40 protein-coding genes are annotated in these 21,824 nt (G+C 59.0%); 22 read left to right on the top strand and 18 right to left on the bottom strand.

Annotation, left to right across the window (positions count from 1 at the left end; genetic code table 11):
- The 18 genes from HP566_RS04760 to HP566_RS04675 form a co-directional block, all read right to left on the bottom strand.
- Positions 1–513: a hypothetical protein gene (locus HP566_RS04760; protein WP_249976117.1), complete on the bottom strand. Its 513-nt coding sequence runs from the start codon at positions 511–513 to the stop codon at positions 1–3.
- Complete coding sequence (locus HP566_RS04755; protein WP_249976116.1) at positions 510–1,229, bottom strand: hypothetical protein; 720 nt, start codon at positions 1,227–1,229, stop codon at positions 510–512. The genes HP566_RS04760 and HP566_RS04755 overlap by 4 nt, the downstream gene beginning before the upstream one ends.
- Positions 1,226–1,522, bottom strand: a complete 297-nt coding sequence (locus HP566_RS04750) for a hypothetical protein (protein WP_249976115.1) — start codon at positions 1,520–1,522, stop codon at positions 1,226–1,228. Before HP566_RS04750 ends, HP566_RS04755 begins: the two co-directional genes overlap by 4 nt.
- Positions 1,519–1,782 (bottom strand): hypothetical protein, encoded by a 264-nt coding sequence (locus tag HP566_RS04745; RefSeq protein WP_249976114.1) that lies wholly within the window; start codon positions 1,780–1,782, stop codon positions 1,519–1,521. Before HP566_RS04745 ends, HP566_RS04750 begins: the two co-directional genes overlap by 4 nt.
- Positions 1,779–2,396 carry an HNH endonuclease signature motif containing protein gene (locus HP566_RS04740; protein ID WP_249976113.1) on the bottom strand — a complete coding sequence of 206 codons (618 nt, stop codon included), beginning with the start codon at positions 2,394–2,396 and terminating at the stop codon, positions 1,779–1,781. The genes HP566_RS04745 and HP566_RS04740 overlap by 4 nt, the downstream gene beginning before the upstream one ends.
- A complete protein-coding gene (locus tag HP566_RS04735; protein ID WP_249976112.1) occupies positions 2,393–3,076 on the bottom strand; it encodes a hypothetical protein in 684 nt (227 codons plus the stop codon). Before HP566_RS04735 ends, HP566_RS04740 begins: the two co-directional genes overlap by 4 nt.
- Complete coding sequence (locus HP566_RS04730; protein ID WP_249976111.1) at positions 3,069–3,368, bottom strand: helix-turn-helix domain-containing protein; 300 nt, start codon at positions 3,366–3,368, stop codon at positions 3,069–3,071. Before HP566_RS04730 ends, HP566_RS04735 begins: the two co-directional genes overlap by 8 nt.
- Positions 3,365–4,312, bottom strand: coding sequence for a recombination-associated protein RdgC (locus tag HP566_RS04725; protein ID WP_249976110.1), 948 nt, complete (start codon positions 4,310–4,312; stop codon positions 3,365–3,367). Before HP566_RS04725 ends, HP566_RS04730 begins: the two co-directional genes overlap by 4 nt.
- Position 4,313: 1 nt before the next feature.
- Positions 4,314–4,499, bottom strand: coding sequence for a hypothetical protein (locus tag HP566_RS04720; RefSeq protein ID WP_249976109.1), 186 nt, complete (start codon positions 4,497–4,499; stop codon positions 4,314–4,316).
- An 82-nt stretch (positions 4,500–4,581) separates the two neighbouring features.
- A complete protein-coding gene (locus tag HP566_RS04715) occupies positions 4,582–4,794 on the bottom strand; it encodes a hypothetical protein (RefSeq protein WP_249976108.1) in 213 nt (70 codons plus the stop codon).
- Positions 4,791–5,108: a hypothetical protein gene (locus HP566_RS04710; protein WP_249976107.1), complete on the bottom strand. Its 318-nt coding sequence runs from the start codon at positions 5,106–5,108 to the stop codon at positions 4,791–4,793. The genes HP566_RS04715 and HP566_RS04710 overlap by 4 nt, the downstream gene beginning before the upstream one ends.
- Positions 5,105–5,716, bottom strand: a complete 612-nt coding sequence (locus tag HP566_RS04705; protein ID WP_249976106.1) for a hypothetical protein — start codon at positions 5,714–5,716, stop codon at positions 5,105–5,107. The genes HP566_RS04710 and HP566_RS04705 overlap by 4 nt, the downstream gene beginning before the upstream one ends.
- Positions 5,717–5,723: 7 nt before the next feature.
- Positions 5,724–6,032, bottom strand: coding sequence for a hypothetical protein (locus tag HP566_RS04700; protein WP_249976105.1), 309 nt, complete (start codon positions 6,030–6,032; stop codon positions 5,724–5,726).
- On the bottom strand, positions 6,029–6,334 hold the full coding sequence (locus tag HP566_RS04695; protein WP_249976104.1) for a hypothetical protein: 306 nt from the start codon (positions 6,332–6,334) through the stop codon (positions 6,029–6,031). The genes HP566_RS04700 and HP566_RS04695 overlap by 4 nt, the downstream gene beginning before the upstream one ends.
- On the bottom strand, positions 6,331–6,666 hold the full coding sequence (locus tag HP566_RS04690) for a hypothetical protein (RefSeq protein WP_249976103.1): 336 nt from the start codon (positions 6,664–6,666) through the stop codon (positions 6,331–6,333). The genes HP566_RS04695 and HP566_RS04690 overlap by 4 nt, the downstream gene beginning before the upstream one ends.
- Positions 6,663–6,938 carry a hypothetical protein gene (locus HP566_RS04685; RefSeq protein WP_249976102.1) on the bottom strand — a complete coding sequence of 92 codons (276 nt, stop codon included), beginning with the start codon at positions 6,936–6,938 and terminating at the stop codon, positions 6,663–6,665. Before HP566_RS04685 ends, HP566_RS04690 begins: the two co-directional genes overlap by 4 nt.
- Positions 6,935–7,270: a response regulator transcription factor gene (locus tag HP566_RS04680; protein WP_249976101.1), complete on the bottom strand. Its 336-nt coding sequence runs from the start codon at positions 7,268–7,270 to the stop codon at positions 6,935–6,937. The genes HP566_RS04685 and HP566_RS04680 overlap by 4 nt, the downstream gene beginning before the upstream one ends.
- A gap of 393 nt (positions 7,271–7,663) precedes the next feature.
- Positions 7,664–8,125, bottom strand: coding sequence for a hypothetical protein (locus HP566_RS04675; protein WP_249976100.1), 462 nt, complete (start codon positions 8,123–8,125; stop codon positions 7,664–7,666).
- A gap of 168 nt (positions 8,126–8,293) precedes the next feature.
- Here HP566_RS04675 and HP566_RS04670 point away from each other — a divergent pair, with 168 nt between their 5' ends.
- The 22 genes from HP566_RS04670 (at position 8,294) to HP566_RS04565 (ending at position 21,821) form a co-directional block, all read left to right on the top strand.
- Positions 8,294–8,581, top strand: coding sequence for a carph-isopro domain-containing protein (locus HP566_RS04670; RefSeq protein ID WP_249976099.1), 288 nt, complete (start codon positions 8,294–8,296; stop codon positions 8,579–8,581).
- Positions 8,582–8,594: 13 nt separating this feature from the next.
- Positions 8,595–9,455: a DNA adenine methylase gene (locus HP566_RS04665; RefSeq protein ID WP_249976098.1), complete on the top strand. Its 861-nt coding sequence runs from the start codon at positions 8,595–8,597 to the stop codon at positions 9,453–9,455.
- Positions 9,452–10,459, top strand: coding sequence for a helix-turn-helix domain-containing protein (locus HP566_RS04660; protein ID WP_249976097.1), 1,008 nt, complete (start codon positions 9,452–9,454; stop codon positions 10,457–10,459). The genes HP566_RS04665 and HP566_RS04660 overlap by 4 nt, the downstream gene beginning before the upstream one ends.
- Complete coding sequence (locus HP566_RS04655; protein WP_249976096.1) at positions 10,450–11,181, top strand: hypothetical protein; 732 nt, start codon at positions 10,450–10,452, stop codon at positions 11,179–11,181. Before HP566_RS04660 ends, HP566_RS04655 begins: the two co-directional genes overlap by 10 nt.
- A gap of 63 nt (positions 11,182–11,244) precedes the next feature.
- Positions 11,245–11,751 (top strand): VRR-NUC domain-containing protein, encoded by a 507-nt coding sequence (locus tag HP566_RS04650; protein WP_249976095.1) that lies wholly within the window; start codon positions 11,245–11,247, stop codon positions 11,749–11,751.
- Positions 11,752–11,774: 23 nt separating this feature from the next.
- Positions 11,775–12,398 (top strand): hypothetical protein, encoded by a 624-nt coding sequence (locus HP566_RS04645; protein WP_249976094.1) that lies wholly within the window; start codon positions 11,775–11,777, stop codon positions 12,396–12,398.
- Positions 12,399–12,595: 197 nt separating this feature from the next.
- Complete coding sequence (locus tag HP566_RS04640) at positions 12,596–13,150, top strand: glycoside hydrolase family 24 protein (protein WP_249976093.1); 555 nt, start codon at positions 12,596–12,598, stop codon at positions 13,148–13,150.
- A 27-nt stretch (positions 13,151–13,177) separates the two neighbouring features.
- Positions 13,178–13,540, top strand: coding sequence for a hypothetical protein (locus HP566_RS04635; RefSeq protein ID WP_249976092.1), 363 nt, complete (start codon positions 13,178–13,180; stop codon positions 13,538–13,540).
- Positions 13,537–13,983 carry a hypothetical protein gene (locus HP566_RS04630; protein WP_249976091.1) on the top strand — a complete coding sequence of 149 codons (447 nt, stop codon included), beginning with the start codon at positions 13,537–13,539 and terminating at the stop codon, positions 13,981–13,983. Before HP566_RS04635 ends, HP566_RS04630 begins: the two co-directional genes overlap by 4 nt.
- Positions 13,946–14,104, top strand: a complete 159-nt coding sequence (locus tag HP566_RS04625; RefSeq protein WP_249976090.1) for a hypothetical protein — start codon at positions 13,946–13,948, stop codon at positions 14,102–14,104. Before HP566_RS04630 ends, HP566_RS04625 begins: the two co-directional genes overlap by 38 nt.
- Positions 14,097–14,276 carry a hypothetical protein gene (locus HP566_RS04620; protein WP_249976089.1) on the top strand — a complete coding sequence of 60 codons (180 nt, stop codon included), beginning with the start codon at positions 14,097–14,099 and terminating at the stop codon, positions 14,274–14,276. The genes HP566_RS04625 and HP566_RS04620 overlap by 8 nt, the downstream gene beginning before the upstream one ends.
- A complete protein-coding gene (locus tag HP566_RS04615; protein ID WP_249976088.1) occupies positions 14,276–14,638 on the top strand; it encodes an HNH endonuclease in 363 nt (120 codons plus the stop codon). The genes HP566_RS04620 and HP566_RS04615 overlap by 1 nt, the downstream gene beginning before the upstream one ends.
- 106 nt (positions 14,639–14,744) lie before the next feature.
- Positions 14,745–15,206, top strand: a complete 462-nt coding sequence (locus HP566_RS04610) for a P27 family phage terminase small subunit (RefSeq protein ID WP_249976087.1) — start codon at positions 14,745–14,747, stop codon at positions 15,204–15,206.
- Positions 15,207–15,260: 54 nt separating this feature from the next.
- Positions 15,261–16,928, top strand: coding sequence for a terminase large subunit (locus HP566_RS04605; RefSeq protein WP_249976086.1), 1,668 nt, complete (start codon positions 15,261–15,263; stop codon positions 16,926–16,928).
- Entirely contained in the window at positions 16,929–17,111 is a 183-nt protein-coding gene (locus HP566_RS04600) for a hypothetical protein (protein ID WP_249976085.1), read from the top strand. It begins immediately after the preceding gene.
- Positions 17,108–18,337, top strand: coding sequence for a phage portal protein (locus HP566_RS04595; protein ID WP_249976084.1), 1,230 nt, complete (start codon positions 17,108–17,110; stop codon positions 18,335–18,337). Before HP566_RS04600 ends, HP566_RS04595 begins: the two co-directional genes overlap by 4 nt.
- Complete coding sequence (locus HP566_RS04590) at positions 18,334–18,933, top strand: HK97 family phage prohead protease (RefSeq protein WP_249976083.1); 600 nt, start codon at positions 18,334–18,336, stop codon at positions 18,931–18,933. The genes HP566_RS04595 and HP566_RS04590 overlap by 4 nt, the downstream gene beginning before the upstream one ends.
- A 9-nt stretch (positions 18,934–18,942) precedes the next feature.
- Positions 18,943–20,178, top strand: a complete 1,236-nt coding sequence (locus tag HP566_RS04585; RefSeq protein WP_249976082.1) for a phage major capsid protein — start codon at positions 18,943–18,945, stop codon at positions 20,176–20,178.
- An 11-nt stretch (positions 20,179–20,189) separates the two neighbouring features.
- Positions 20,190–20,528 carry a head-tail connector protein gene (locus tag HP566_RS04580; RefSeq protein WP_249976081.1) on the top strand — a complete coding sequence of 113 codons (339 nt, stop codon included), beginning with the start codon at positions 20,190–20,192 and terminating at the stop codon, positions 20,526–20,528.
- An 8-nt stretch (positions 20,529–20,536) separates the two neighbouring features.
- A complete protein-coding gene (locus HP566_RS04575) occupies positions 20,537–20,920 on the top strand; it encodes a hypothetical protein (RefSeq protein WP_249976080.1) in 384 nt (127 codons plus the stop codon).
- Complete coding sequence (locus HP566_RS04570) at positions 20,921–21,262, top strand: phage head closure protein (RefSeq protein ID WP_249976079.1); 342 nt, start codon at positions 20,921–20,923, stop codon at positions 21,260–21,262. It begins immediately after the preceding gene.
- The gene (locus HP566_RS04565) at positions 21,255–21,821 is read left to right on the top strand and encodes an HK97-gp10 family putative phage morphogenesis protein (protein ID WP_249976078.1); all 567 of its coding nucleotides are present in this window, start codon (positions 21,255–21,257) and stop codon (positions 21,819–21,821) included. The genes HP566_RS04570 and HP566_RS04565 overlap by 8 nt, the downstream gene beginning before the upstream one ends.
- Positions 21,822–21,824: the final 3 nt, after the last annotated feature.

Genomic DNA, 21,824 nt, shown 5'->3' with positions numbered 1-21,824 from the left:
TCAATCTCCTGTATACCGCTGGCCACCGGGGCCGTGCCCCTGACCGTCTCGCCATGCTTGTTCATTGCGCGCCGTGCTGTCGTTAACCACCTGCTGGCGCTGCTGTTCGATGATCGCTTGTACGGTGTCGTTGTCGGCGAGCTTGCGCAGTTGGTATAACTCAGCCTGCTGGCGCTCGATGATTAGTGCGGCAATGCCTGCCACGTCCCACATTTCAGTAGGCCGCGCGCCGTTATCCATCACTTTTCCCAGTCCGTAGCAGTGGCCGCAGGGCATCTTTGCGTTGCCTTTGATGTGATCGGTGCCGGTACCCATGCATACCGTGCAATCGTCTGGGGCGATTTCTCGCCAGTTTTCTAACCAATCCTCCTGCGTGGTCACGCTTTGTATGCTCAGGATCAAGTCTTCGTAGGCAACTAGCCACTGCCCCTCTAATGGGCCGGTTCCTTGGTACTGCTGCAACTCGGCGTATTTCCCACCGCTTTCGCGGTGGGTGTGGGTGGGCTGGGTCATTGATGGCCCTCGGCTTGCTTACGAAACTTCTTCTCTTCCCGTAGCAAATCATCAACGCAATGCCCCGCGCCCATCGCCTTGTTGCTGTACGGAATGCCGTATTCGTCAACGTATTCTTCCCCGTCAGGGGAGACCGCTTTGTGCATCCAGGCGAGGCTATTCTGGCCTTTCTGCACCTTGCGGCAGATGGCTGCCGCCTCAGTGAAGGCGTCGGCCTTTGTCATAAAATCACGGCGATCGAGGCTGGTTTCTGGCGCCGCCCCAAGGGCCGCTTCGGCATCACTCATCATCGCCCGGTGGTCGCGCGGCGGTGGATAGTCCGGGTCGGCATCCATCTCGTAGTTGCGCATTGCTGACACCAGCCTGCGCAGCAGCTCGGACTGCCGCTCTACATGCGCCGCCAAGGCATCGCGCTCCTCGACAAGCTCTCTCACCAGCGCTGGTTCTATGCCTACTACGGTGCTGCCCAGCGCCTGCTGGATGCTGCCCAGCGCCTGCTGGATGCTGCCCAGCTGCTGGCATGTCGCAGCAAACAGGCGCTTATGCCTGGCCAGCTCTTCCATCAGTGCATTCACCCCTTCATGGGCGGCGCCAATGTCGCCCGCGTTGCCTGTCATTTCAGCGATGACGGCTAAGTGGTTTCGGTATTCGTCGCGCTCGGCTTTCACTTCTTCCAGCTCTTTCAGAGCATCGGTGTACTGTTGATCCATGCTCATACCGTCATTGCCTCCTGGATGGCCTCGCGTGGCTCAGGCCGATTGACCACCTCAAAGCATTTGATGTGGGGGTCAGGCGCGTGGGCGTTGCAGATCTGCGTGGCGAACACCTGCACCCCGTGGCGGCTGCATTGGCCGTAGGGGGTGCGGCTGGGCTTGGCCAGCAGGCTGGTGCGCTGCTGAAAAGGGCAGTGCTTGTCTTCATCGAAGCCCTGGTGTTCGTAGCTCTGGCAGCTAACGCACGCCTTGGGCGAGTGCATGAAGGGCTCTACGTTGGGCTTTTGGTAGTTCACTTCCCGCCTCCCAGCGCGGGCAGGCCGTCGCCATTGATCAGTTCGCCGGTGGGCATGAAATCGCTACCAGGTGCGCGGCGCAGAAGCTTGAGCCGTTCGTTTTCGGCGCGGGCGCTGTCAACGATCTGGGCGGACACGTCGCTGACGGCCCGGGCGCGCTGGATCTCTTCTTTCAGCGCGTCGCCCTTGAGGTCTTCATCCCCCAGGCGCTCGAGCTGGGCAAACAGGTGGTTGCGTAGGTCGTCGATCTTGTTCTTCATGCCTGCTGGCTCCTGCGGTTGATCTTGCGGTTCAGGGCCCCGCGCAGCTGCACGATCTGGGGCAGCGGCTCGGGAAGGTTGAGGTAGCTGTTGCGGCGCATCAGGTCGGCACGGCTGATCAGCTCAAGGTTGCTGGGGGCGAAGTTGCGGCTGTTGCCGTCGCGGAACACTATGGCGTGGCCCTCGGGCACTGGTTTGCCGTGGTGCTTTTCCCACTCGATGTGGCTGACTGGCACCCAGTCGCGCGGCGGGTAGCCGGTATCGGTCATCTTGCGCTGCAGGTAGCCGTCCTTGGTGACCCGCTCGCTGCCGATTGGCTGCCAGGTATGTGGCTTTTGCCCTTTGCGGAAGCGTGTATGTTCGCTGCCCGGCGCGACGTAATGGGTGCCCTTGTTCCAGGGCGTTAGGCCAGGCTTGAAGCAGCCGGGATTTTTGGCCATGTGGGCGGCAGATTTACGCCAGCCGTGGTTGGTCGCCTGATTCTGGATGCTGGATTCACTGCGCCGGAAGATGCGCCCCAGGGTGGCGTTGTCGGTGTCTGGGTACACCTTCGCCAGCGCTTCCAGGTCTTCCGGAGACCAGGGCTTGCCATTGTGTGCGAGGTAGTCGGTCATTGGCGGGCCTCCACGTCTTCGGCGGTGATGATGTACTCCGTCACGTTGCCGATGGTGTAAAAGTCCGGAGTGCAGTAAGTCGTTGCCCATGCGTCGATCAACGCTTGCAGCACTTGCTCTTCATCCTTGCCTACTTCCGGATAACCTTCCCCCACTTCGCCTGCGTCGTCTTCGGCCTGCACCTGCATATTTTCAATTACCGATTCAGCCAGATTGATGGTGTGGTCGGTCGCCTGTGCGGGGCGCTTGGTTCCTGTGTATATAACGTCGCCCGCTTCGCGTTCTCGGTCTTCGATTAACTCCTGCAGGTCGCCATAGATGTCGCTTTGCCATTCATCGTCTGTAGAGAAAAGCTCGGGCGCTGTTGGCGATTCAGTAGCAGCCGCATCTGCCCGTTCGATGCGGTCATATTCAGCAGCCAACAGCGCCATGGCTTTGATGATGTTTCGCTTGGGGTCGGGGCTGGGTTTCCACCATGCTATATGCCAAGGCCAGTTAGCAGGCTGCGAATGACCAACTAGCTCAGGGTGATTCTGCTGAAATACTGAATGGTTAGCGTAAGCGGCCGCAGCGATTGCCATCTTCCCATCGGTATTATTATCGTCGTGTTTAGCGGTGAAGCCTTCTTCGTCAATCTGACGAAGGCGCTCTTCCATCGCTTTGATAATGGCTTTAGACATGATGTTTTCCCCCAACCATTTTGCTGGCGCTGGCAATATGCTTTATCGGGCGCAATAGGGCGGCGCTGTTAGCCTCGATGATGACCTGCTGGCGCTCGGCCTTGGCCCGCCATTCGGCGTGCTTGGCTTTGGCGCGATCTTCTTTGCTGGCCAGCGCGACCAGCTCGGTACCGCGATAGCCGCGACGGTACCGGCGTGACAGAGCACCAGTGGAGATGCCATAGCGGCGGCTCAACTCGCTGAGCGTGACGCTTTCGCCGTTGGCAGGGTCGTTGACGTAGATGGCAGTCATGACTGGCCCTCACTGTTCGCTGGCGCCTCTACCCGTTGCGTTTCACCGCCCAGCCATTCCACTAGCCGTTCGACGCTGGCGCGCAGGCAGCCCGACATGATGACGAAATCGCTTTCCATGCGAGCTAGAGCGTCGTCGTCATCTTCGGCAAAGTCGGCGACTTCTATCACTGAGTCATCAAAGCGAATGGACTTAAGCGCTAGATCGTCGTGCAGGATGAACGAAAGCTGGCCCTCGATACTCAGTGCAAGTTTGCTGGCTTGGAGTCCGCTTTCGAGCAGCTGCTGCATTTCGTCGCTGTCGAGATCCACCTGGCGCCCACACACTACGTCATCATCGCCTTTGGCTTTCAGCTCTACGTTATCGCCTAGCTGCAGGTCAGCAGGGCGGCTGGCCATGTCACCTAGCCACGTTGTCATAGCGCGGATGGGTAGCGTTTGCGTGGATAGCGGCGTGACCTTGAGGCTGCCCAGCGTTTCGCGTAGTAGGTCGAGCACGTCTTCAGCGCGTGCGCGGCTGCTGGTGTTGACGCCGATCAGCTGACGCTCGGTGTCCCACCACAAGTCTATCTTCTGGCTGCGCACGAAAGCGCGGGGGAGTAGCGCCTCTGTGACCTGTTCTTTGAGTGCCGCTTTCTCTTTGCGTGTGACCTTGCGGCCTTCTGTGGCCTCGATCTCTGCTACCTGCTCGTCGACTTCCTCTTTCACTACGGAGGCGGGGAGTAGGCGCTCTTGGCGTAGGGCGCTTATCAAACGGTGGCCTTGTATCTGGTGGAGCATCTGGCCACCACCCAAGCGCCCTGCTGGTGGCGTCCAGCCAAGGCGGCGAGCGTCGGCATTGCCAAGCGGCTTAGCCGAATGCTGTACAAGCAGCGCGTCCAGTTCGCCAAGGTTGTGAGGCAGCACGCCGTGCAGGCGGTAGAGGTGTAGGTTTTTGAACCACATGCTAGGCGTCCTCTTCTTCGAGTTCTTTTTTCACCGCTGGCCAGCAGCGCGAGCAGTAGTGATACCCGCCGTTATTAGGGTCACAATGCCAACCCGCAGCGGTTACGCTTGAGTCGTAGGCGTCTTCAATCTCGGTTTCTGCGTGGCATTTGAAACCGTCACATGTCACGTTGGTTGTAATGGTCATTTGTTTTCACCTGGCTTGTTCTGGTCAGCGCCCTTAGCTGGCGCTGGCTGTTTGAAAATTCGGTCAAAGGCGGCTTGGTCGATCATGTGCGGCTATCCAGTTCCGCCAGCGCATCGCCGCAACTAATGGCGGTGACTTCGCAATCTGGCGCGTGGCTGGGGCTCTCAAACAACGGGAAGGCTTCGACTGCTTGCTTGATGGCTGAGTCGGGGCTTTCGCTTCTCACTGCAACGATCACGGTTAAGTAGCGCGTGTTTTGCTGGCCGGTGTAGGGATGGAATTCGCTGGGCGTCATTGTGTGTACTCCTGCCAAACGGTTTTGGTAACGGGCTTATTGCGCTTCATGACCTGCACTTTTTTCGGGAACATGATGCGCAGGTCTCGCGCTCGCCCTGACCGCTTCGCGATCTCTATAAATTGCTTGGCGTACTGGGGCGCATCGAACGGCGCACTTAATGGCACCTTGCGCTTGCTTTCCATGATCACGTTGAAGCGCTCCATTACCCGTTCCTCGTATTCGCTCGCCGACTCCCCGGCTTGGGGGGGTAGAGCGCGGGCTAGCTGCAGGGCTTTGCATTCGGTCATGCCGTATACGCGGAAGGTGCTCATGCTGCCTCCTTAGCGGCGTCGTACTGCTGGATAGCCCAGACGATGGCGTAACAGCACCAGAGGTAGTGGCTTTTCCACTGCTTGCAGTCGACTTCCCAGAAGTCCTGAAACAGATATTTATCGTTGAAGCGGAATTCCAGAGCAGCGTTGATAGCGGTGTATTCGTTGTCCGCCTCGCTTAACACTTCGATCTCTACCTCTTCCCATGCTTCCCGCTTTTCTTCTTCTCCCCATTCCTCGGTGGCATCGTCAAACCAATCTTTGATCCTTGCTTGGAACTTTGAGGACGCCCATTCCTGGGCAAGATCGCCAGGTGCGGCACCTGGGCCTGCCTGTAGCTTTCCTGCCCAATAGCTGGCATTGATGCCTAGCTCTTCATTGCGGAAAAACTTGAACATGTCATCAGCGCGCTGGAAGACGTAGCAGCCCATATCACCGCTGATGCACAGGAAGCCCGGCCATGTAGTGATGTTGAAATATCTGTTGCTGCTTTGAGGACGAGCGCAGCGCAGGTGACGATGCAGGCCGTCATCGTGAATGATGGTTAACTGGTGCTCGCTAATGGATTCTTGGAAGCGCTCGAGGGGCGTTTTCTGAATTGCGGTCATCATCACCTCAAAACTGAACAATCTGGTTAACGGGAACGATGCTCGGCATCGCGTAATCATTGAGGGCGGGCAGGGCGGGGCGCATGCCTGGGCATTGCTGGGCTACATCAATACGGTTATCCCAGTCCAAGTGGCCTGCCCGCTGGTCACGCGGTACACCACGGGCCTTTTCGGCTTCCCAGATTGCAACGCCTTCGCAGTACATGAGTAGTGAGCGCTGGGCGTCTTCGGCTTCGCCCTCGGCGAGCATGCCTAGCGCGGCGATCACGGCTAGTAGGCCCACTGCCCACACGGTGTTAGTGCGTTGTTTGCTCATGCGGCTAGCCCCTGTGCTGTGCCATCGGTTTCAAGGGGGTGGCGCTGTAGGCTGATACGGTTCTCGATATGAGCGCCCCACAGCACGTCACGTAGCGCATTTCGTGCGGATAGCTCGGTGGGTAGCGGGACGTTCATGCGAACGATGATCTTTGTGCCTTCTTTGCCGATAAAAGCAGGCAGATAGCCCCCGCCTAACACCGCTTGGGCATAAATCACCGTGCTGTAGAGGGTGTAACCGTCTTGCATTGCGAATAGGCGCCAGTGATTGATGACGAATCTGAGGCTGATGACCATGCTCATTGGGCACCGCCTTGCACACGGGCATCGTTGACAACCTCTATCACGGCGCGTATCTCGCTCATGCCGATGGTGCAGCCCGTTTTTTCAGCGCTTTTGACGCAGCGCGCTAGGCTCTTCATGACGGTTTTTAGCCAAACCGTGTCGTCGTTGGTTAGGCGCTGTTCGTACTCAAACGCCACCGCGTCGCGGGCTTTATCGAGCAGGGCGGCGTGGTGCTCCAGCGCTACCGGCTCGATTTGCGCGCCATTGGTGCGCGCTTCTTCGGCCTCTTCGCGCAGCGTGCGCACGATGCCCGTTAGGCTCAGCAGCGCTTGTTGGGTGTGGTTGCTCATTGGGCACCGCCTTTGCGCGTGTAGGTGCGCACGTCTTCCAGCATTTTCTCCAGCCCTTCGAGCGCGCGCTGTGGCGTCATGCTCGGGGGAAGCGGGGTGTAAAAAGATGCTGGCAACGCATCCTCACGCTTTTCCCACAGCGACACGCCGTCGGCGGTAACAGTTAGCCCCGCTTTCCGCCCTTGCTTGATGTTCATTTCCATCACGATGTCGGAGAGGTCGTGAACGCGGTTAAGCACCAGCTGCCCGATGGTTTTGTCGGCGATGCTCATACGTACACGCTCCCCACGTCACGGCGTGAGACGTTGCGGCTTGTGCTAACGCGGGTTTGGGTGCGTGCAGGTGGGCGATGGCGAGCGGTGAGCGCGTCTGGGTTGATGCCGCTGATGAGTAGGGTGCAGACGATCATCAGGTGGATGAGCTTCTGAGCAACCGACAGTGCGACTAAGTGGGTGGTGTTGCGCGCTTGCAGCCGTTCTTTAGCAAGAAGGATGTGTCGCTGGACAGTGGCGACGGAGCGGTGAAGCGCTTCGGCGCACTGGTCAGCGGTATGGCCTTGAGCGAGGAGTAGGACTATCTGGGATTGCCGAGGGGTAAGGTTCATGGCTTGGCCTCAAATACTGTATATCTATAAAACTACGTAGATATACGTATTGAGTCAAGCATCGAACGTACTTTAAAGTTGTTGTTACGTACTTTGTCCGCCTGAAATGCTTATCAAGTCAGTATTTAACACGGTCTATAAAGGCGGCTATCGCCCTACGGCACGCAGGATCAATAGGAGCAGTGGTAGGCCGATGCTCTGATGCAGATTGTTTTTTTCCTTCTGAGATCTTCTTTTTAGTGCTTTTGATTATGGCCGGCATGCCCCTACCTCTAATGCCTGTATAGTGTATTTATATACAGTATATTGGAGTGCGTGAGAATGCCAGTCATGAAGCTAGAGACATAAAAAAACCCGCTATTTTAAGCGGGTTTAGGAAATGCTAATTTTTGGCTAGTCGGTAATATCTTCGGCTTCGTTTATGAGTGTGCCCAGTATGTAAGCTTGATTCTCGCCTTTTGAAAGCATGCTAATAGCTATAGAGCATAGCTTGGTCGCTTTTTTTGCATCGACGGGGCGGCTGGACTTTTCAATAGCCCTCTCAACTAGCGCCGCCATCACAACATTAATCTCGGAAGCGTCTTGAGGAGCTGCTTGGTCGGGGCTGTCAGTGAAACCGGCCAAATAACCGACGCCAACCTTATAGAGGTCTGCAAGCTTGGTAAGCTTTGCCATAGGGATAGGGGAGCGCTCCGCTTTCCAGTCTGACACGTACTGCGGTGAGGTTTGAGCGTCAATAGCAATAAGCTTCATGATGCCTCGCTCAATTGGATGACCATGATATTTCTGAGCACAGCTTTTGACACGCTCCCAGACCACCCCTCTATCAGGCTCCGAGAGTTTGTTGTCATCCATTCCGGCGCTACTCCTTAACCGAGCGTTATATAAAGAAGCGTTATTGCGTTATTTAACGCAGTCTAGCGGCTATAAGCGCACATGTAATTGCTCAAAAATACGCAATTCTTGCCTTAGTACGGTTATCTACGTATATTCTACGTATTAACTGTGATTGAGGCGCCTGCCGTGACTCTCCCTACTGAATCGCTAACGCCGATGATCGCTGATCACGACGTTCCTCTTCGACCCATCACTCTTTACGACGTAATCAAGGACTGTGGCGGCCCCAATGCCGTGGCGGATCTGCTTGGCGTCTCACCTAGCACGGTTACAGACTGGACTCGCCGTGGGCGCATTCCCGACTCAGACCTTCGCCTTGAGGGCGGTACGAACTACTCCGACCAGTTAGCCAAGATGCAGCAGGAGGGCAAGCTTTCGGCTGCCGTTATCCGTCGTCTTGGCCGTCGGCTTTGAGGAGGGCGAAACGATGCTAATGCTACTAAACCGCATTTCAACCGTAATTCGCCTGTCTCGCTCAGGGCGTGGTGAAGACCTTGACCGCGTTATGAGCGCAATGGAAGAGGGCGCACGGTTTGAGGGTGCCGCTGGCGTGCTGTTGCAGAAAGAACCTGCTGGCGCCGAGGTCTACAACGATATGGATAGCGAGATCGTTAACGTGTTTCGCGTCTTGCGTGATCCAGATAGCGCTAAACGCCTTTCTCATGCGTGCAGCTACACGCCGTATGCCCGTGAAGAGTTCAACCTTTCCCAAGTGCCGTGCGACGACCCGATCGAGCAAGCGCGCCGTACGCTGTTGCGTGCCTGGGCAAGCTTTGGAAGCGCTGGCGCTACTCGTGGGCGTTCAGGCATGCGCACTTACACGCGCCCAGATGGCAAGCATTCAGACGTAGCCAAGTGCTGGGCACGTATCCCGGCCGTGATCCCCCAGTTCAGTGAGCGGTTCCGAAACGTGGTTATCGAGAACCGCCCAGCCATGGACGTGATGGCGCAGCACGATACGCCCGAGACGTTACACTACATCGACCCGCCGTATCTACCGGAAACACGCAGCAGCGGCAGTACCGGCTATTACCGCCACGAAATGACGCTGGCTGACCATGAGGCGTTGTTGGAGTTCGTGAAAACCCTAAAGGGCTTTGTGCTCATCAGCGGCTACGATTCCACGCTCTACAACAACCGCTTGAGTGGCTGGCGCCGTGTAACGCTGCCCACGTCCGGAAGTTCACGCTATGGCAGCGTGCCGCGTACTGAGTGCTTGTGGCTGAGCCCCTGCATCGTTGAGCAAGAGCGTCAGTGCGACATGTTCGCGGCAGGGGGTGCGCTATGAGCGATGAGCGCGCCTTTCGTGGTGTCTGGATACCCGCCGAGATTTGGCTGAATCATGCCCTAACTATGCAAGAGAAAGTCATGCTAGTTGAGATAGACAGCCTGCAGCATCCCGAGAAGGGCTGTTTCAAGTCCAACAAGAAGCTTGCTGAGTTCTTCGGTTTGTCTCCTAACCGAATATCTGAGGTCATCGGCTCCCTCAAGAAAAAGGGCTGGATTCGCGTAGAGCAAATCCGCAAAGGCAAAGAAATTGTTGAGCGCCGCATCTTCATGAAGCGCCCGCTTGAGGCAGCGCCAAAGGGTACTCGGAAAACCGAAGAGGGGTATTCGGAAAACCGTGAGAACCCTATTCGAGATTCCGAAGAGGGGTATTCGGAAAACGGGGAGAACCCTATTCGAAATTCCGAAGAGGGGTATTCGGAAAACCGTGAAGAGAGGGGTTCAGGTTTAGGGGTTCAATTAGAGGGGTCCAGTATTAGTACTGTTGCACCGGGGGCAAGCCCCGATGCATCGGAGGGTGAATATCTGGGCGCTGACGAACCTGAACCCACCCCGCAAGCCTCGCAGGAATCTGCCGCTGATTTGCTGGCGCGTATTCCTGCCGACATGCCCGGTACCCGCGACCCGAAAGCCAAGACGTTCAAGGCGTGGGCGAACTACGCCTGTGCTTACCGTAAGCGTTATGGCACCTGGCCTGTGTGGAACCAGAAGACGGCGGGGCAGATGGCGCAACTGGTCGACCGCGTGGGAGGCAGGCTGGCGCCCAAGGTGGCGGCGTTCTACCTGCAGATGAACCATCAGTTTTACCTCAGCAAGGTACATGCCGTGTCGCTGTTGCTCGCTGACTGCGAGGCAATCGCCACCCAGTGCACCACCGGTGTGCAGGTCACACAGGCCCAGGCGCGTCAAGTCGATAGTACTCAATCCAACCTCAGCAATCTTGAGCAAGCGAAAGCCATGCTACGGCAGCGCCGCGCCCAGCAGGAGGGATTGTCATGCCACTAACCGACGCTCAGCACGAACAGGTGTTGGATCTTGTTTACGCCACAGCGGAAGTGCTCGGGCAGGAAATGCGGCCCTCTGTCGGGATGCTGATGGCGGAAGACCTGAGCGGCTACCCGTTTGATGAGATTTGCCGTGCACTGGCCCGCTGCCGTGCTGAGCTACACGGAAAGCTGACCCTGGCGGCCATCATTGAGCGTTTACCCAGTGCCAATGCACACCTGACTGGCAATGAGGCGTGGGCGCTGGCGCTGCATAGCACAGACGAGCAGGAGACGGTGGTTTGGACGCCTGAGATTGCCCGCGCCTTTGCCGTTGCTAAGCCGGTGCTGGCTGGTGGCGACAAGGTGGGGGCGCGTATGTCGTTTTTGGCGGCGTATGAGCGTGAGCTGGAGGCGGTGAAGGCAGAAGGGCGCCAGCCTGAGTGGGTGGTTTCGTTAGGGCATGACCCGCAGCGCCGCGAGATCGTCCTGAACGATGCAGTGAGTGCTGGCAAGCTGCCCGCCCCCAAGGTGGCGCATTTGCTGGCCCCGCCTGACAAGCCGGTGACAGAGGAAGGCAAGCAGCAGCGTAAGCGGGTGGTTAGCCATTTGCGTGAGCTGATCAATAAGCCCGCTGACCAGAAGGCTGAGCAGCGCAGAGAGGCCCGTGAGCGTGAAGAGGCACGGCGCCGTGAGCTGTTGGCGCAAGCGGGTGTGCCGTTGACAGTAATGGGAGGACGTTAATCATGGCTTTTTTCATTGCCGAGTGGGAGCGGATCGTCAGCGAGGGCAGCAGAGAGGTGCCGCATGACCATATTACAAAAACCGCGCCGCCCACGTGCGCTCACTAAGAGCGGTACACCCCGCAAACGCCCAGTTGATTGGGAAGGTAACGAGCAAGCTGTACTAATACGCTGGCTGATGGGCGAGAAGAAACGCGGGGAGCTGGTGGGGAAGCTATACGACGCTATCTATCATGTTCCTAATGGTGGCCAGCGCAGCAAGAGCACCGGCGCGGCCATGAAGCGCCAGGGTGTGAAAAGCGGTGTCAGTGACTTGGTGGTGATGGATGCTAGAGGCGGTTGGCACGGACTGTATATGGAGTTTAAAGCTTCTCCACCTCACACCGCGCCGCTTGCAGACAGCCAGCGTGCTTGGCTGGCGATGGCAGAGGCTCGCGGCTACTGCGCCGTGTTGGCCGTGGGGCTTGAAGAGGCAAAGCGTGTGCTTAAGCGCTATGCGGAGTTGATGCCTACGTATCGCCACCATGGTGAGCGACCTGCTGTAGGCGGCACCGAGTGGAGAAAGGGATAATGGTGTTGAAAGAGGTGGGGACGATGGCGCGCAACTATGAGCATATGGGGATTCGTGAGCTGCGCGAGCGAGCGCGGATCAGTCACCCAGAGCACGACCCGGAGGCAGGGCGTGTATTCGTGGACCGCATGCTGGACATGGAGGCAGAGCGCCTGACCTGGCATTGGCATGAGAATCAGGGTTACCAGCCCTTCAGTTCAGCCGCCACCCTGGGCGAGCAGCCCGGGGGCGGTACCGCGAGTGCCGACCCGCTGGCCATGGCGTATGACCGCGGTATCCGCATACACAGAGGCCATGAATATGCCGAGGCGTGGCTGGCGCAGGCGCGGCTACGCCCCCGCGCTCGCCTGGCGGTGCTGATACGGGCGGCCAAGCTGCACCCTATGCCGACCCAGCAGGGCCAGCCGTGGGCACGCCCTTATGATTTCATCGCCGAACACTTGCCGATCTATTCGCGCATGTTGCAAATGGGGTCGCTGGCAGTGATGGGGGATATTGCCAGCGTGGTGCTGGTTGAAAGCCCCGCGGGCATCAAGCGCCGCATCCCTAACCCGGCGCCGTCCGTGCCGATCTTCAAGAATGGCATGGCCATTAAGAACGCGGCCCGTGAAGCCAGGGTGCAGCTTTTGCTGCTGGCGCAAATTTAGGAATACCACATGTTGTATTAACTACACGATTGGCCTACCATGTTTCTAGGCTGGCGCTCAATGTCGCTAGCCGCCACACATCATGAAGCCCTGCTGGCCACCCAGCGGGGCTTTTTGCTTTCCGCTGTTCCCATTGCGTGCCACCTGGTGCGCCTTGCCCGGTCGTGCCGGGGCTTTCTTACATCAAGTGACTGCCCATGCCTGTTATCACTCCTGCCCAAGCGGGCGGCGTCAACGTGTGCGCCTTTCTCGATACCCTGGCGTTTGCAGAGATCGGCAAGCCCATGCTGAGCGACCCGCGCACCGATAACGGTTACCGGGTCATCGTGGGCTCGCTGCCCAGTAAATTGATTCTGATGGACGACTACGGCGACCACCCAAATCGTCTGGTGCGGATCCGCAAGGGGCTGAGTTCGACGGCGGCAGGGCGTTACCAGCAACTGTACCGCTACTGGGGTCATTACCGCGCCCTGCTGGCTCTGCCGGATTTTGGGCCGCTCAGTCAGGACCGGTGCGCTATTCAGCAGGTCCGCGAGCAAAAGGCGCTGCATCTGATTCAAGAGGGCCGCATTGCCGATGCCATCCACCGGTGCCGCAACATCTGGGCGTCGCTGCCCGGGGCGGGGTATGGCCAGCACGAATATTCATTGGAGCGCCTGCTGTACGAATACCAGCGGGCCAAGGGCGTCCTGTGTGACGCCGACAAGACCTGGTATGAGCGCGCTCTGCTGGAGCGTCGCCACCCTGCCTGACCTTCCCGCCCGCCGAGGTGGTCTCTCATGAGTCCGAAACGAAAAGAGAAGCGCATCATGTCAAACCGCGACCCGAGCAACTGGCAGTGGCTGTTGGATATGATGCCCTGGCTACAGCTTATTGCCGCAACATTCACTGTTGGCTTTATCACTGTACTGCACAACGGCGGCCCTTGGACAAAGGCTCTGATGAGCGCGACGGTGGGAACGATTCTTTCGCTATCACTATATCCAGTATTTCTCTGGGCAGCCGATTACTACGAAGTGCCGGATGCACTAGCCATGGCGCCATGCGTGTTTCTGTCGATCATGGGTATTGAGTGGGTGCGCAACAAAGCAGACGCGTTATATGAGGTGCTGCTGGCATTTGTTAAGAAGTGGCTCAAATGATTGCTTCGCTCAAGGGGCGGGTAATGGGTTGGGCGCTGGGTGGCTTGGCTCTGGCAAGCGCTTACCTCTACTGGCAGCACATCATCACCCAGCGGGACGCCTACCAGGGCGAGGCAGAGCGCCAGCGAGAGCGCGCCGAGATCCTGCGGGAGCACCAGCAATGGCAGCGCCAGCAGATTGAAACGCTCAACTCAGCCATGGCCGAGCGTGACCGCGCCCTGACTATCATTGCCGACGACATGCGCGCCAGCACTCGGGCGCTTGAACAACTGGGAGAGACCGATGCTGAATCGCGCGCGTGGATGGATAGCGATCTGCCAGCTGGCATTAATGACTGGCTGCGCGAGCTCCAGCGCCCCGGCGCCCTCGATGGCGTGCGACTGCCCGACGGTCCCGCATCACCTGGTGAGCGAGCTACCCGCGCCAAACCTGATACTCAATAGCAATCGCGGCCTGTTGCTGCTGTTGGCGGAGTATGAGGCGCTGCGGCGTCGTGCTAACGCGGATCGCGGGGCGGTGGTTGAGATAGTCGGTGTAGGTGATCGAGGTGTTGATGATGAGTGAATCAAGCGATATGGCAGCCCTGGTCGCTGCACTGCAGGCCCAGACCGAGGCCATTAATCGCCTGGCGGAGAGCAACCAGCAGGTTGTCGATTACCTGCTCTCTCAAGACGTTGACGTGACGGACGACGGCGCGGGCGGTCCGCAGTTCCTCGAACCTGACGAGATTGATTAATGCCAGCCCGTACACCCACCCCATGCCGCGACAAGCTGTGCCGCAAGACCACACGGCATGCCCACGGCTACTGCGATGAGCATGCCGACCAGGCTAAGGCGTGGAGTCGTGGCCGCGCTGGCCGAGGTCGCGGTGGTCGAGCATGGCGGCGAATGCGTGAAGCGGTGGCCGAGCGCGACCGCTACCTGTGCCAGGAGTGCAAGCGCAACGGCAGAGCCACTCCGTTTGAGTCGGTCGATCACATCAAGCCAGAGGCCGAAGGCGGGCTGACTGTGCCCTCTAACCTTGAGGCGCTATGTGGGCCTTGCCACAAAGCCAAGACGCAGCAGGAGGCGCTACGCGCCCGCCACCGCGGCGGCTGACAAGGGGGGAGGGGGGGCAAATCTCTACAGGCATCGCCAGCGGACACCGCACCCCCAGGCTTATTTTTTTACGCGAGAAATAACGAAAATTTTTCCGGAGGCACGGATGGGAAATGCCGCGCCCGTTCGGGCATCGGGTGGTGGTCGAAAACGCAAAACCTCGATGCAGCACCAAAGCTCGATTTCACGCATCGCCCCGCCGCCAGAGCTGATTGATGAAACCGCCGTCAAGCTGTGGAAGAGCCAGAGCAAAATACTCATCGAGCGCGGTACGTTTGAGCCAGAAGACGCGCCATTGCTCTTGGCTTACTGCAACAGCTTCGCCTACATGATCAAGGCCGACCTGAAAATAACCGACTGGGCGGCTAAGGACGGCGGCATGGTAGTGACCACCGCCGACGGCAGTATTAAGAAGTCGCCCTATGTCGCTGCCCGTAACGATTACATTGCGCAGCTATCGCGCCTCGGCTCATTGCTCGGCCTAGATCCGCTCACGCGCCTGCGCATGCTGGGTGCTGGTAGCAGTGAATGTGGGGGCGAAGAGGGTAACGAATTCGACGAGTTCTAATCTATGGCCGCATATCCCAACGTCAACGCGGCGCAGAAGTACGCGCGAGACGTGGTGGGCGGCAAGATTCCCGCATGCCTTTACGTTAAGCAGGCCTGCGCTCGACACCTCAACGACGTAAAAGCCAGCAAGGCCAAAAGCTACCCTTATCGATTCGACCGCGACAAGGCCGAGCGGGTGTGCAAGTTCGTCCAGTTACTACCCCACACCAAGGGCGAGTGGGCGCGAGGTAACCAGCGCATCACGCTTGAGCCTTGGCAGTTGTTTAGCCTTGCCATGGTCTTCGGATGGGTTCGCAAAGCTGACGGCCTGCGTCGCTTTCGAGAAGTTTATGAAGAGGTGCCGCGCAAGAACGGCAAGTCGATCAAGGTGGCTGGCGCAGGGCTTTATGCATTCTGTGCAGATAACGAATACGGGGCTGAGGTCTACTGCGGCGCGACCAGCGAGAAACAAGCCTGGGAGGTATTTAGACCAGCGCTAAAGATGGCCCAGCGTCTACCGAGCTTGCGCAAGCGCTTTGGCATTGTGCCTTGGGCTAAGAAGCTGCAGCGTACAGATGGCAGCGTTTTTGAACCGGTAATTGGTGACCCCGGCGACGGCTCCAGCCCATCGCTGTCGCTGATTGACGAGTACCACGAACACACCGACTCACGTCTTTACGACACCATGATCACCGGCATGGGTGCCCGATCCCAGCCGCTTGTATGGGTAATAACAACGGCAGGCTTCGATATAGCCGGGCCCTGTTACGAAATGCGCGACCGCGCCATCGAGATGCTGGAGGGTATCAGCGTAGATGATGAGCTGTTCGCCATTATCTACACCATCGATGAAGGCGACGACTGGACCACTGACGAGGCGATCTTGAAGGCCAACCCCAATGCTGGGGTTTCCGTAAAGCTGGACTACCTGCGTAGCCAGCGTGACAAGGCAGTGGCACGCGCTCGCCTTGCCAACAAGTACAAGACGAAACACCTCAATATCTGGGTGTCGTCAAAGGGCGGCTTCTTCAACATGGAAGCCTGGCGCAAGTGCGAAGACCGCACGCTAACCATCGAAAAGCTCCAGGGCGTTGACTGTTACTACGGTTTCGACCTGGCGCGAAAGCTGGACCTCACCGGCATGGTTCGCGTGTTCACCAAACAGATCGATGGCAAAGCCCACTACTACTGCGTAGGGCCAACGTTTTGGGCGCCCGAGGAGACCGTATTTAACGACGAGGATCGCCGGACAGCAGAGCGGTACCAGGGATGGGTAGAAGCGGGGCAGCTGGAAAAAACCGAGGGCGCGGAGATCGATTACCGCGAAGTGCTGGCGCAAGCGACAGAAGCCCACGAAGAGGCCCCGGCTAAAGAGTCGGGCATCGACCCACACGGTGCTGCCAACCTGTCGCACCAACTGGATGACGCGGGCATGAACCCGGTCACTATCCAGCAGAGCTACACGCACATGTCGGACCCCATGAAAGAGCTGGAGGCGGCGATTCTGACAGGCCGATTCCACCACGACGGCCACCCCATCATGACCTGGTGTGTTGGCAACGTTGTGGGCAAATACCTGCCAGGCAATGACGACGTGGTGCGCCCTATCAAGCAGGGCAGCCACAACAAAATCGATGGCGCGGTGGCGCTGATCATGGCCATCGGCCGCGCGATGAATGCGGCCCAGGAAGGTGGCAGCGTTCTCGAATCCCTTACAGACGACGACATTCTGGTGATGTGAATGCGCCAATTTCTACTAGACACCCTGGGCCTGATTGGCTTCGGGGCGCTCAACTACGGCCTGTTTTTGCGGTACGGCCTAGCTGACGCCTTGATCTATGGCGGCGCGCTGCTGCTATTGCTGGCGTTGGCGGCAACCCGCGCGGCCAAGCGCCGCGCAGGGGAAAAGGAGCGTGGCACATGATTCTGGACAGCCTGTTCTCATCGCCCAGCCAACGTAACAGTATCGAGAGCCCAAGCACGCCCCTGACCGGCCAGAACCTGGCGGAGTATTTTGGCGGTGACATGGCTATCACGGTGAACAACCTTTCCGCCATGCGGCTGGCAGCGGTTTACGCCTGCATCTATGTGCTGAGCAGCTCCATTGCGCAGCTGCCCCTCGGGGTCATGCGCAAGCAAGGGGGAAACATCGAGGCCGCCAAGGACCACCCCGCGTACTGGCTGCTGCACGACGAGCCCAATATTTGGCAAACCAGCTACAAATGGCGCGAGACCAAGCAGGCCCACGTACTGGGCTGGGGCAATGGATACACGCAAATCATCCGTTCCAACCGAGGCGAGCTACGCGAGCTGGTCAGCCGCTACCCGTGGGAGACCGATCTGGTCAAAAACGGTAACCGCTGGATCTACACCAATCACGACGAAGACGGCAGCCGCGCCATACAGGTCGAGGACATGATTCACGTTCGCGCCCTGGGCTCGTCGTTTCGCGTAGGCAAAAGCCTGATTAGCCAGCACCGCGACACCATCGGCCTTGGCCTGGCGGCGCAGCGATACGGAAAAGAGTTCTTCGAAGGTGGCGGCCGCCCCACGGGCATTGTGGGCGTGAAGACCCAGTTGCAAAAGGACAGCTGGGAGCGCCTCAAGGAGGCCTGGAAAGAGTCGGTAGCCCGATTGCGCAGCAGCGAAAACAAAACGCTCATGCTGCCTGCCGACCTCGACTACAAGTCGATCACGGTGCCACCCGAAGACGCCCAGTTCCTCGAAACCCGTAAGTTCAACCGCTCGGAAATCGCCGGCATCTTCAACGTGCCCGCGCACATGATCAACGACCTGGAAAAAGCCACTTTCAGCAACATTAGTGAGCAGGCCATTCAGTTCGTGCGGCACACCATCATGCCCTGGGTGAAGAACTGGGAAGAAGAGATTAACCGCCGCGTGTTTACGCGCAGTGAGCGGGCGGCGGGTTACTACGTCAAGTTCAACGTCGCAGGCCTGCTGCGCGGCACCCCGAAAGAGCGCGCCGAGTTCTACCACCGCGGCATCACCGACGGCTGGCTGGACCGTAATGAAGTGCGCGCCCTCGAGGACATGAACCCCCGCGATGGCCTCAGCGACATGCTGATGAGCGTCAACGCCCAGCCGCTTAGCCAGCTTGGCCAACCCAACGAAGAGGAACCCACCTCATGAGCGAGACCGAAAAGCGCGCGCTGGCCTGTGAGGTGCGCGCGGAAATCGAAGAAGGGCAGCCCGCCCGCATCATTGGCCACGGCGCTGTGTTCAACAAACGCTCTGAAATGATCATGGGCCTGTTCAAGGAGGAGATCGCCCCCGGCGCGTTCGATGACGTACTGGGCGATGACGTGCGGGCACTGTTTAATCATGACGCCAATTTTGTATTGGGGCGCACCCGAAGCAGCACGCTGGCGCTATCGATTGACGCCGAAGGCCTGCGCTACGAAATCACTCCGCCCGACACTCAGACCGTCCGCGACCTGGTGCTAGCGCCCCTGAGTCGCGGCGACATTACCGGAAGCTCCTTTGCGTTTCGCGTTGCCCCGGACGGCGACGAATGGCGCGAAGACGAAGACGGCTTGATCGTGCGCACCATCAACCGATTCAGCCGCCTGCTGGATGTGTCCCCCGTGACATATCCGGCCTACCAAGACGCGGGCGCCGCAGCGCGCTCCTTAGAAGCACGCTGCAGCGAGATCAAGGGTCTTGCTCAGCGTGCCATCAACCAGCGCCGCGCCCGCGAGCGCTTTTTAGACATGATCGGAGCTTGAGGCCAAACCATGACACTCGCCGAACTGAAAGCCAAATACAACGCCATTGCAAAAGACATGCGGGCGTTGAACGAAACCATTGGTGACAACGCTTGGACCGATGAACAGCGCACCACCTGGAAGCAGATGAAAAGCGACATCGATGCGCTGAACGCTAAGATCGAGCGCGAAGAAGAGCTGCGCGACGCCGACAACCGCTTTGCCGAAGAGTTCCGCCGCCAAGGCGGTGCTAACGGCGGCGAAAGCGGCGACGAGCACGGTGCAGGCGGCAGCGCGGACGAGCAGCGCGCCCAGGCGTTCGATGCGTTCCTGCGCCATGGCGCGGCAGAAATGACGCAAGAGCAGCGTCAGATCCTGCAGGAAATGCGCGCTAACGCCACAAACCCCAACGAAAAGGGCGGCTACACGGTCCCCCGTGAAATGCTCAACCGTATTCACGAAGCCATGAAAGACTATGGTGGCCTCGCAGGGGTGGCGCAGATCCTCACGACGGACAGCGGCAACCCGCTCGACTGGCCCACCAGCGACGGCACGGCGGAAGAGGGCGAACTGCTGGGCGAAAACACAGAAACCACCGAGCAGGACGTTGAGTTCGGTACAGTGGTGCTGGGCGGCAAAAAGCTCAGCTCCAAGGTCATTCGCGTGTCCAACGAGCTGCTGTCAGACAGCGGCATCGACATTGAGGGCTTTCTGGCCTCTCGCATTGGCTCACGCCTGGGTCGCGGCGAAGCCCGCTACCTGGTGAAGGGCACTGGCGCTGGCACGCCGCTCCAGCCGAAGGGTCTGGAGGCGTCCGTCACGCAAGTGACCACGGCGGCCGCCACTGACGAATTCACCTGGAAAGAGGTGAACGGTCTGATTCACTCGGTTGACCCTGCCTACCGTCGCGCCCCTGGATTCCGCATCGGCATGAACGACAACACGCTCAAGCTGATGACGGAAATGGAAGACCTGCAAGGCCGCCCGCTGTGGCTGCCAGCGGTCGCAGGCGTGGTGCCTGCCACCATTCTCGGCAAGCAGTATTTCATCGATCAGGCCATTGCCGACCTGGCAGCCAACGCCAAGTTCATGTACGCGGGCGACTTCCAGCAGTTCATCATCCGCCGCATCCGCTACATGGTGCTGAAGCGTCTGGTTGAGCGTTATGCCGAGTTCGATCAGACCGGCTTCCTCGCCTTCCACCGCTTTGACTGCGTACTGCAAGACGTGGCGGCCATCAAGGCGTTACGCGGCGCGGCTGAATAACGGAGTCGATCATGCTCGAGCTGGACATCATTAAGCAGCACGTCCGGCTTGAGCCGGACGACGACGAAGACGATGCGCTGCTGGAAACCTACAGCGGGTCCGCCGCCCGTATGGTCGAAAACCACACAGGGCGAACGCTCTACGCCACCGCCTCGGCAGTGCCCAAGGATGCGAGCGGGAACCCGAACAATCCTCATGCCCTGGTGCTCGATGACGACATCAGTACCGCCATGCTACTGCTGATTGGCCACTGGTACGCCAATCGGGAGAGCGTGGTACACGGCACCACCTCAGAGCTACCCATGGGCGTGAAGGCACTGATTGAGCCTTACCGCCACTACTTCTTTTAGGAGGCCCCATGGCTGCCAAGAAAGAGACTGCCCAAGCGACGAAGCCTGCCGCCAAGACCGAAACTGCCACCGTTCAAGCTGCCCAAACGGCCGCGCAGTCAGCAGGTCAAACCGCCGCCGACCCGGCAGCAGAAACCGCTACCGAGACGACCAGCCCCGAAAAACCCGCACCCCCAGAAGGCGCGGCGCCCGAAGATGAGCCACCCCCAGCGCCGCCTCCTGAAAATGTGCCGCCTCCCCCAGCATCCGCCAAGAAGGGCACGGCTGGATGGGTGTGGGCCACGCTGAAAACCCGCCACTGTGACGGCGGCGTGTGCAAGGAAGCGGGCGAGAAAATGCGCCTCACACGCGGCACCTACGAACGCCTGAAGAAATACGGTCGGGTGGAGTAAATGCAAGCCGGAAAACTCTGCCACCGCGTCACCATCGAACGCCCCGGCAACGAAGAGCAAGATCCCGACTCGGGCGCCATGGTCAAGGGCTGGGTCGAGGTTGGCAAGGCGTGGATGGCCATTGAGCCTGCCAGTGTGCGGGCGTTCATGGCAGCGCAGGCGGCGCAGAGCGAAGTAAAAGGGCAGTTGGTCATGCGCTACCGCCCAGCGCTGCAGGTGGATAGCACCATGCGCGTGCGCAAGGGCAACACGATCTACAACATTGAAGGCGTGCTGCCCGACAACCGCAGCGGTCGGGAGTATTTGACGCTGCCGTACAGCGAGGGAGTGAACGATGGTTGACCCCGTCACCGCCAACGTCGAGGGCCTGGAGCCGCTGCTGGCGCGCATGGACGGCATCAGCTACGACCTGCGCCGAAAGGGTGGGCGCTTTGCCATGCGCAAGGCGTCCAACCTGATTCGAGATCGAGCAAGAGAGAATGCTCGTCGGGTTGATGATCCCGAAAGCCCGGAGAGTATTGCCGACAACATAGTCGTTCGATTCTCGCCAAAGGATTTTCGCCGCTTGGGCGACCTTGTGTTTCGAGTGGGCGTGCTGGGCGGTGCTCGTGGCTATGCCGCCGCCAGCGGCGAGGTGAAGGGAAAGGGCGCAGGTAATCCGGGAGGGGATACCTTTCACTGGCGCTTTATCGAGTTTGGCCGTGGAGCGGTTCAAGCCAAGGGAGATGGCGCCTTGGCCAACATTGAGTCAGGAGAGTTCTTTGGAAAAGAGGTGGCACCAGCGCCTGCTCAACCCTTTATGCGCCGTGCCCTGAGCGAAAACATCCAGGCTGCCACCAGCGAATTCATCACCGCCTACAACCAGGCACTCGACCGCGCCATCAAGCGCGGGCAGCGCTAAAGG

It is taken from the genome of Vreelandella olivaria (assembly GCF_023507745.1).
GTDB classification, from domain to species: Bacteria; Pseudomonadota; Gammaproteobacteria; order Pseudomonadales; family Halomonadaceae; genus Vreelandella; species Vreelandella olivaria_A.
Note: the sequence above shows the minus strand (reverse complement) of the source record. Positions and strands in the feature narration are given on the sequence as shown.

What these genes read in the sequence shown, in the direction of transcription:
- HP566_RS04610 (WP_249976087.1), top strand. Translation starts at nt 14,745, where the DNA reads ATGGGAAATGCCGCGCCCGTTCGGGCATCGGGTGGTGGTCGAAAACGC.
- HP566_RS04585 (WP_249976082.1), top strand. Translation starts at nt 18,943, where the DNA reads ATGACACTCGCCGAACTGAAAGCCAAATACAACGCCATTGCAAAAGAC.
- HP566_RS04745 (WP_249976114.1), bottom strand. Translation starts at nt 1,782, where the DNA reads ATGAAGAACAAGATCGACGACCTACGCAACCACCTGTTTGCCCAGCTC.
- HP566_RS04755 (WP_249976116.1), bottom strand. Translation starts at nt 1,229, where the DNA reads ATGAGCATGGATCAACAGTACACCGATGCTCTGAAAGAGCTGGAAGAA.
- HP566_RS04630 (WP_249976091.1), top strand. Translation starts at nt 13,537, where the DNA reads ATGATTGCTTCGCTCAAGGGGCGGGTAATGGGTTGGGCGCTGGGTGGC.
- HP566_RS04595 (WP_249976084.1), top strand. Translation starts at nt 17,108, where the DNA reads ATGATTCTGGACAGCCTGTTCTCATCGCCCAGCCAACGTAACAGTATC.
- HP566_RS04580 (WP_249976081.1), top strand. Translation starts at nt 20,190, where the DNA reads ATGCTCGAGCTGGACATCATTAAGCAGCACGTCCGGCTTGAGCCGGAC.
- HP566_RS04740 (WP_249976113.1), bottom strand. Translation starts at nt 2,396, where the DNA reads ATGACCGACTACCTCGCACACAATGGCAAGCCCTGGTCTCCGGAAGAC.
- HP566_RS04615 (WP_249976088.1), top strand. Translation starts at nt 14,276, where the DNA reads ATGCCAGCCCGTACACCCACCCCATGCCGCGACAAGCTGTGCCGCAAG.
- HP566_RS04735 (WP_249976112.1), bottom strand. Translation starts at nt 3,076, where the DNA reads ATGTCTAAAGCCATTATCAAAGCGATGGAAGAGCGCCTTCGTCAGATT.
- HP566_RS04600 (WP_249976085.1), top strand. Translation starts at nt 16,929, where the DNA reads ATGCGCCAATTTCTACTAGACACCCTGGGCCTGATTGGCTTCGGGGCG.
- HP566_RS04725 (WP_249976110.1), bottom strand. Translation starts at nt 4,312, where the DNA reads ATGTGGTTCAAAAACCTACACCTCTACCGCCTGCACGGCGTGCTGCCT.
- HP566_RS04645 (WP_249976094.1), top strand. Translation starts at nt 11,775, where the DNA reads ATGGCGCGCAACTATGAGCATATGGGGATTCGTGAGCTGCGCGAGCGA.
- HP566_RS04710 (WP_249976107.1), bottom strand. Translation starts at nt 5,108, where the DNA reads ATGAGCACCTTCCGCGTATACGGCATGACCGAATGCAAAGCCCTGCAG.
- HP566_RS04700 (WP_249976105.1), bottom strand. Translation starts at nt 6,032, where the DNA reads ATGAGCAAACAACGCACTAACACCGTGTGGGCAGTGGGCCTACTAGCC.
- HP566_RS04760 (WP_249976117.1), bottom strand. Translation starts at nt 513, where the DNA reads ATGACCCAGCCCACCCACACCCACCGCGAAAGCGGTGGGAAATACGCC.
- HP566_RS04655 (WP_249976096.1), top strand. Translation starts at nt 10,450, where the DNA reads ATGCCACTAACCGACGCTCAGCACGAACAGGTGTTGGATCTTGTTTAC.
- HP566_RS04660 (WP_249976097.1), top strand. Translation starts at nt 9,452, where the DNA reads ATGAGCGATGAGCGCGCCTTTCGTGGTGTCTGGATACCCGCCGAGATT.
- HP566_RS04705 (WP_249976106.1), bottom strand. Translation starts at nt 5,716, where the DNA reads ATGACCGCAATTCAGAAAACGCCCCTCGAGCGCTTCCAAGAATCCATT.
- HP566_RS04650 (WP_249976095.1), top strand. Translation starts at nt 11,245, where the DNA reads ATGACCATATTACAAAAACCGCGCCGCCCACGTGCGCTCACTAAGAGC.
- HP566_RS04715 (WP_249976108.1), bottom strand. Translation starts at nt 4,794, where the DNA reads ATGACGCCCAGCGAATTCCATCCCTACACCGGCCAGCAAAACACGCGC.
- HP566_RS04570 (WP_249976079.1), top strand. Translation starts at nt 20,921, where the DNA reads ATGCAAGCCGGAAAACTCTGCCACCGCGTCACCATCGAACGCCCCGGC.
- HP566_RS04635 (WP_249976092.1), top strand. Translation starts at nt 13,178, where the DNA reads ATGAGTCCGAAACGAAAAGAGAAGCGCATCATGTCAAACCGCGACCCG.
- HP566_RS04675 (WP_249976100.1), bottom strand. Translation starts at nt 8,125, where the DNA reads ATGGATGACAACAAACTCTCGGAGCCTGATAGAGGGGTGGTCTGGGAG.
- HP566_RS04680 (WP_249976101.1), bottom strand. Translation starts at nt 7,270, where the DNA reads ATGAACCTTACCCCTCGGCAATCCCAGATAGTCCTACTCCTCGCTCAA.
- HP566_RS04620 (WP_249976089.1), top strand. Translation starts at nt 14,097, where the DNA reads ATGAGTGAATCAAGCGATATGGCAGCCCTGGTCGCTGCACTGCAGGCC.
- HP566_RS04690 (WP_249976103.1), bottom strand. Translation starts at nt 6,666, where the DNA reads ATGAGCAACCACACCCAACAAGCGCTGCTGAGCCTAACGGGCATCGTG.
- HP566_RS04730 (WP_249976111.1), bottom strand. Translation starts at nt 3,368, where the DNA reads ATGACTGCCATCTACGTCAACGACCCTGCCAACGGCGAAAGCGTCACG.
- HP566_RS04695 (WP_249976104.1), bottom strand. Translation starts at nt 6,334, where the DNA reads ATGAGCATGGTCATCAGCCTCAGATTCGTCATCAATCACTGGCGCCTA.
- HP566_RS04575 (WP_249976080.1), top strand. Translation starts at nt 20,537, where the DNA reads ATGGCTGCCAAGAAAGAGACTGCCCAAGCGACGAAGCCTGCCGCCAAG.
- HP566_RS04665 (WP_249976098.1), top strand. Translation starts at nt 8,595, where the DNA reads ATGCTAATGCTACTAAACCGCATTTCAACCGTAATTCGCCTGTCTCGC.
- HP566_RS04640 (WP_249976093.1), top strand. Translation starts at nt 12,596, where the DNA reads ATGCCTGTTATCACTCCTGCCCAAGCGGGCGGCGTCAACGTGTGCGCC.
- HP566_RS04590 (WP_249976083.1), top strand. Translation starts at nt 18,334, where the DNA reads ATGAGCGAGACCGAAAAGCGCGCGCTGGCCTGTGAGGTGCGCGCGGAA.
- HP566_RS04565 (WP_249976078.1), top strand. Translation starts at nt 21,255, where the DNA reads ATGGTTGACCCCGTCACCGCCAACGTCGAGGGCCTGGAGCCGCTGCTG.
- HP566_RS04685 (WP_249976102.1), bottom strand. Translation starts at nt 6,938, where the DNA reads ATGAGCATCGCCGACAAAACCATCGGGCAGCTGGTGCTTAACCGCGTT.
- HP566_RS04720 (WP_249976109.1), bottom strand. Translation starts at nt 4,499, where the DNA reads ATGACCATTACAACCAACGTGACATGTGACGGTTTCAAATGCCACGCA.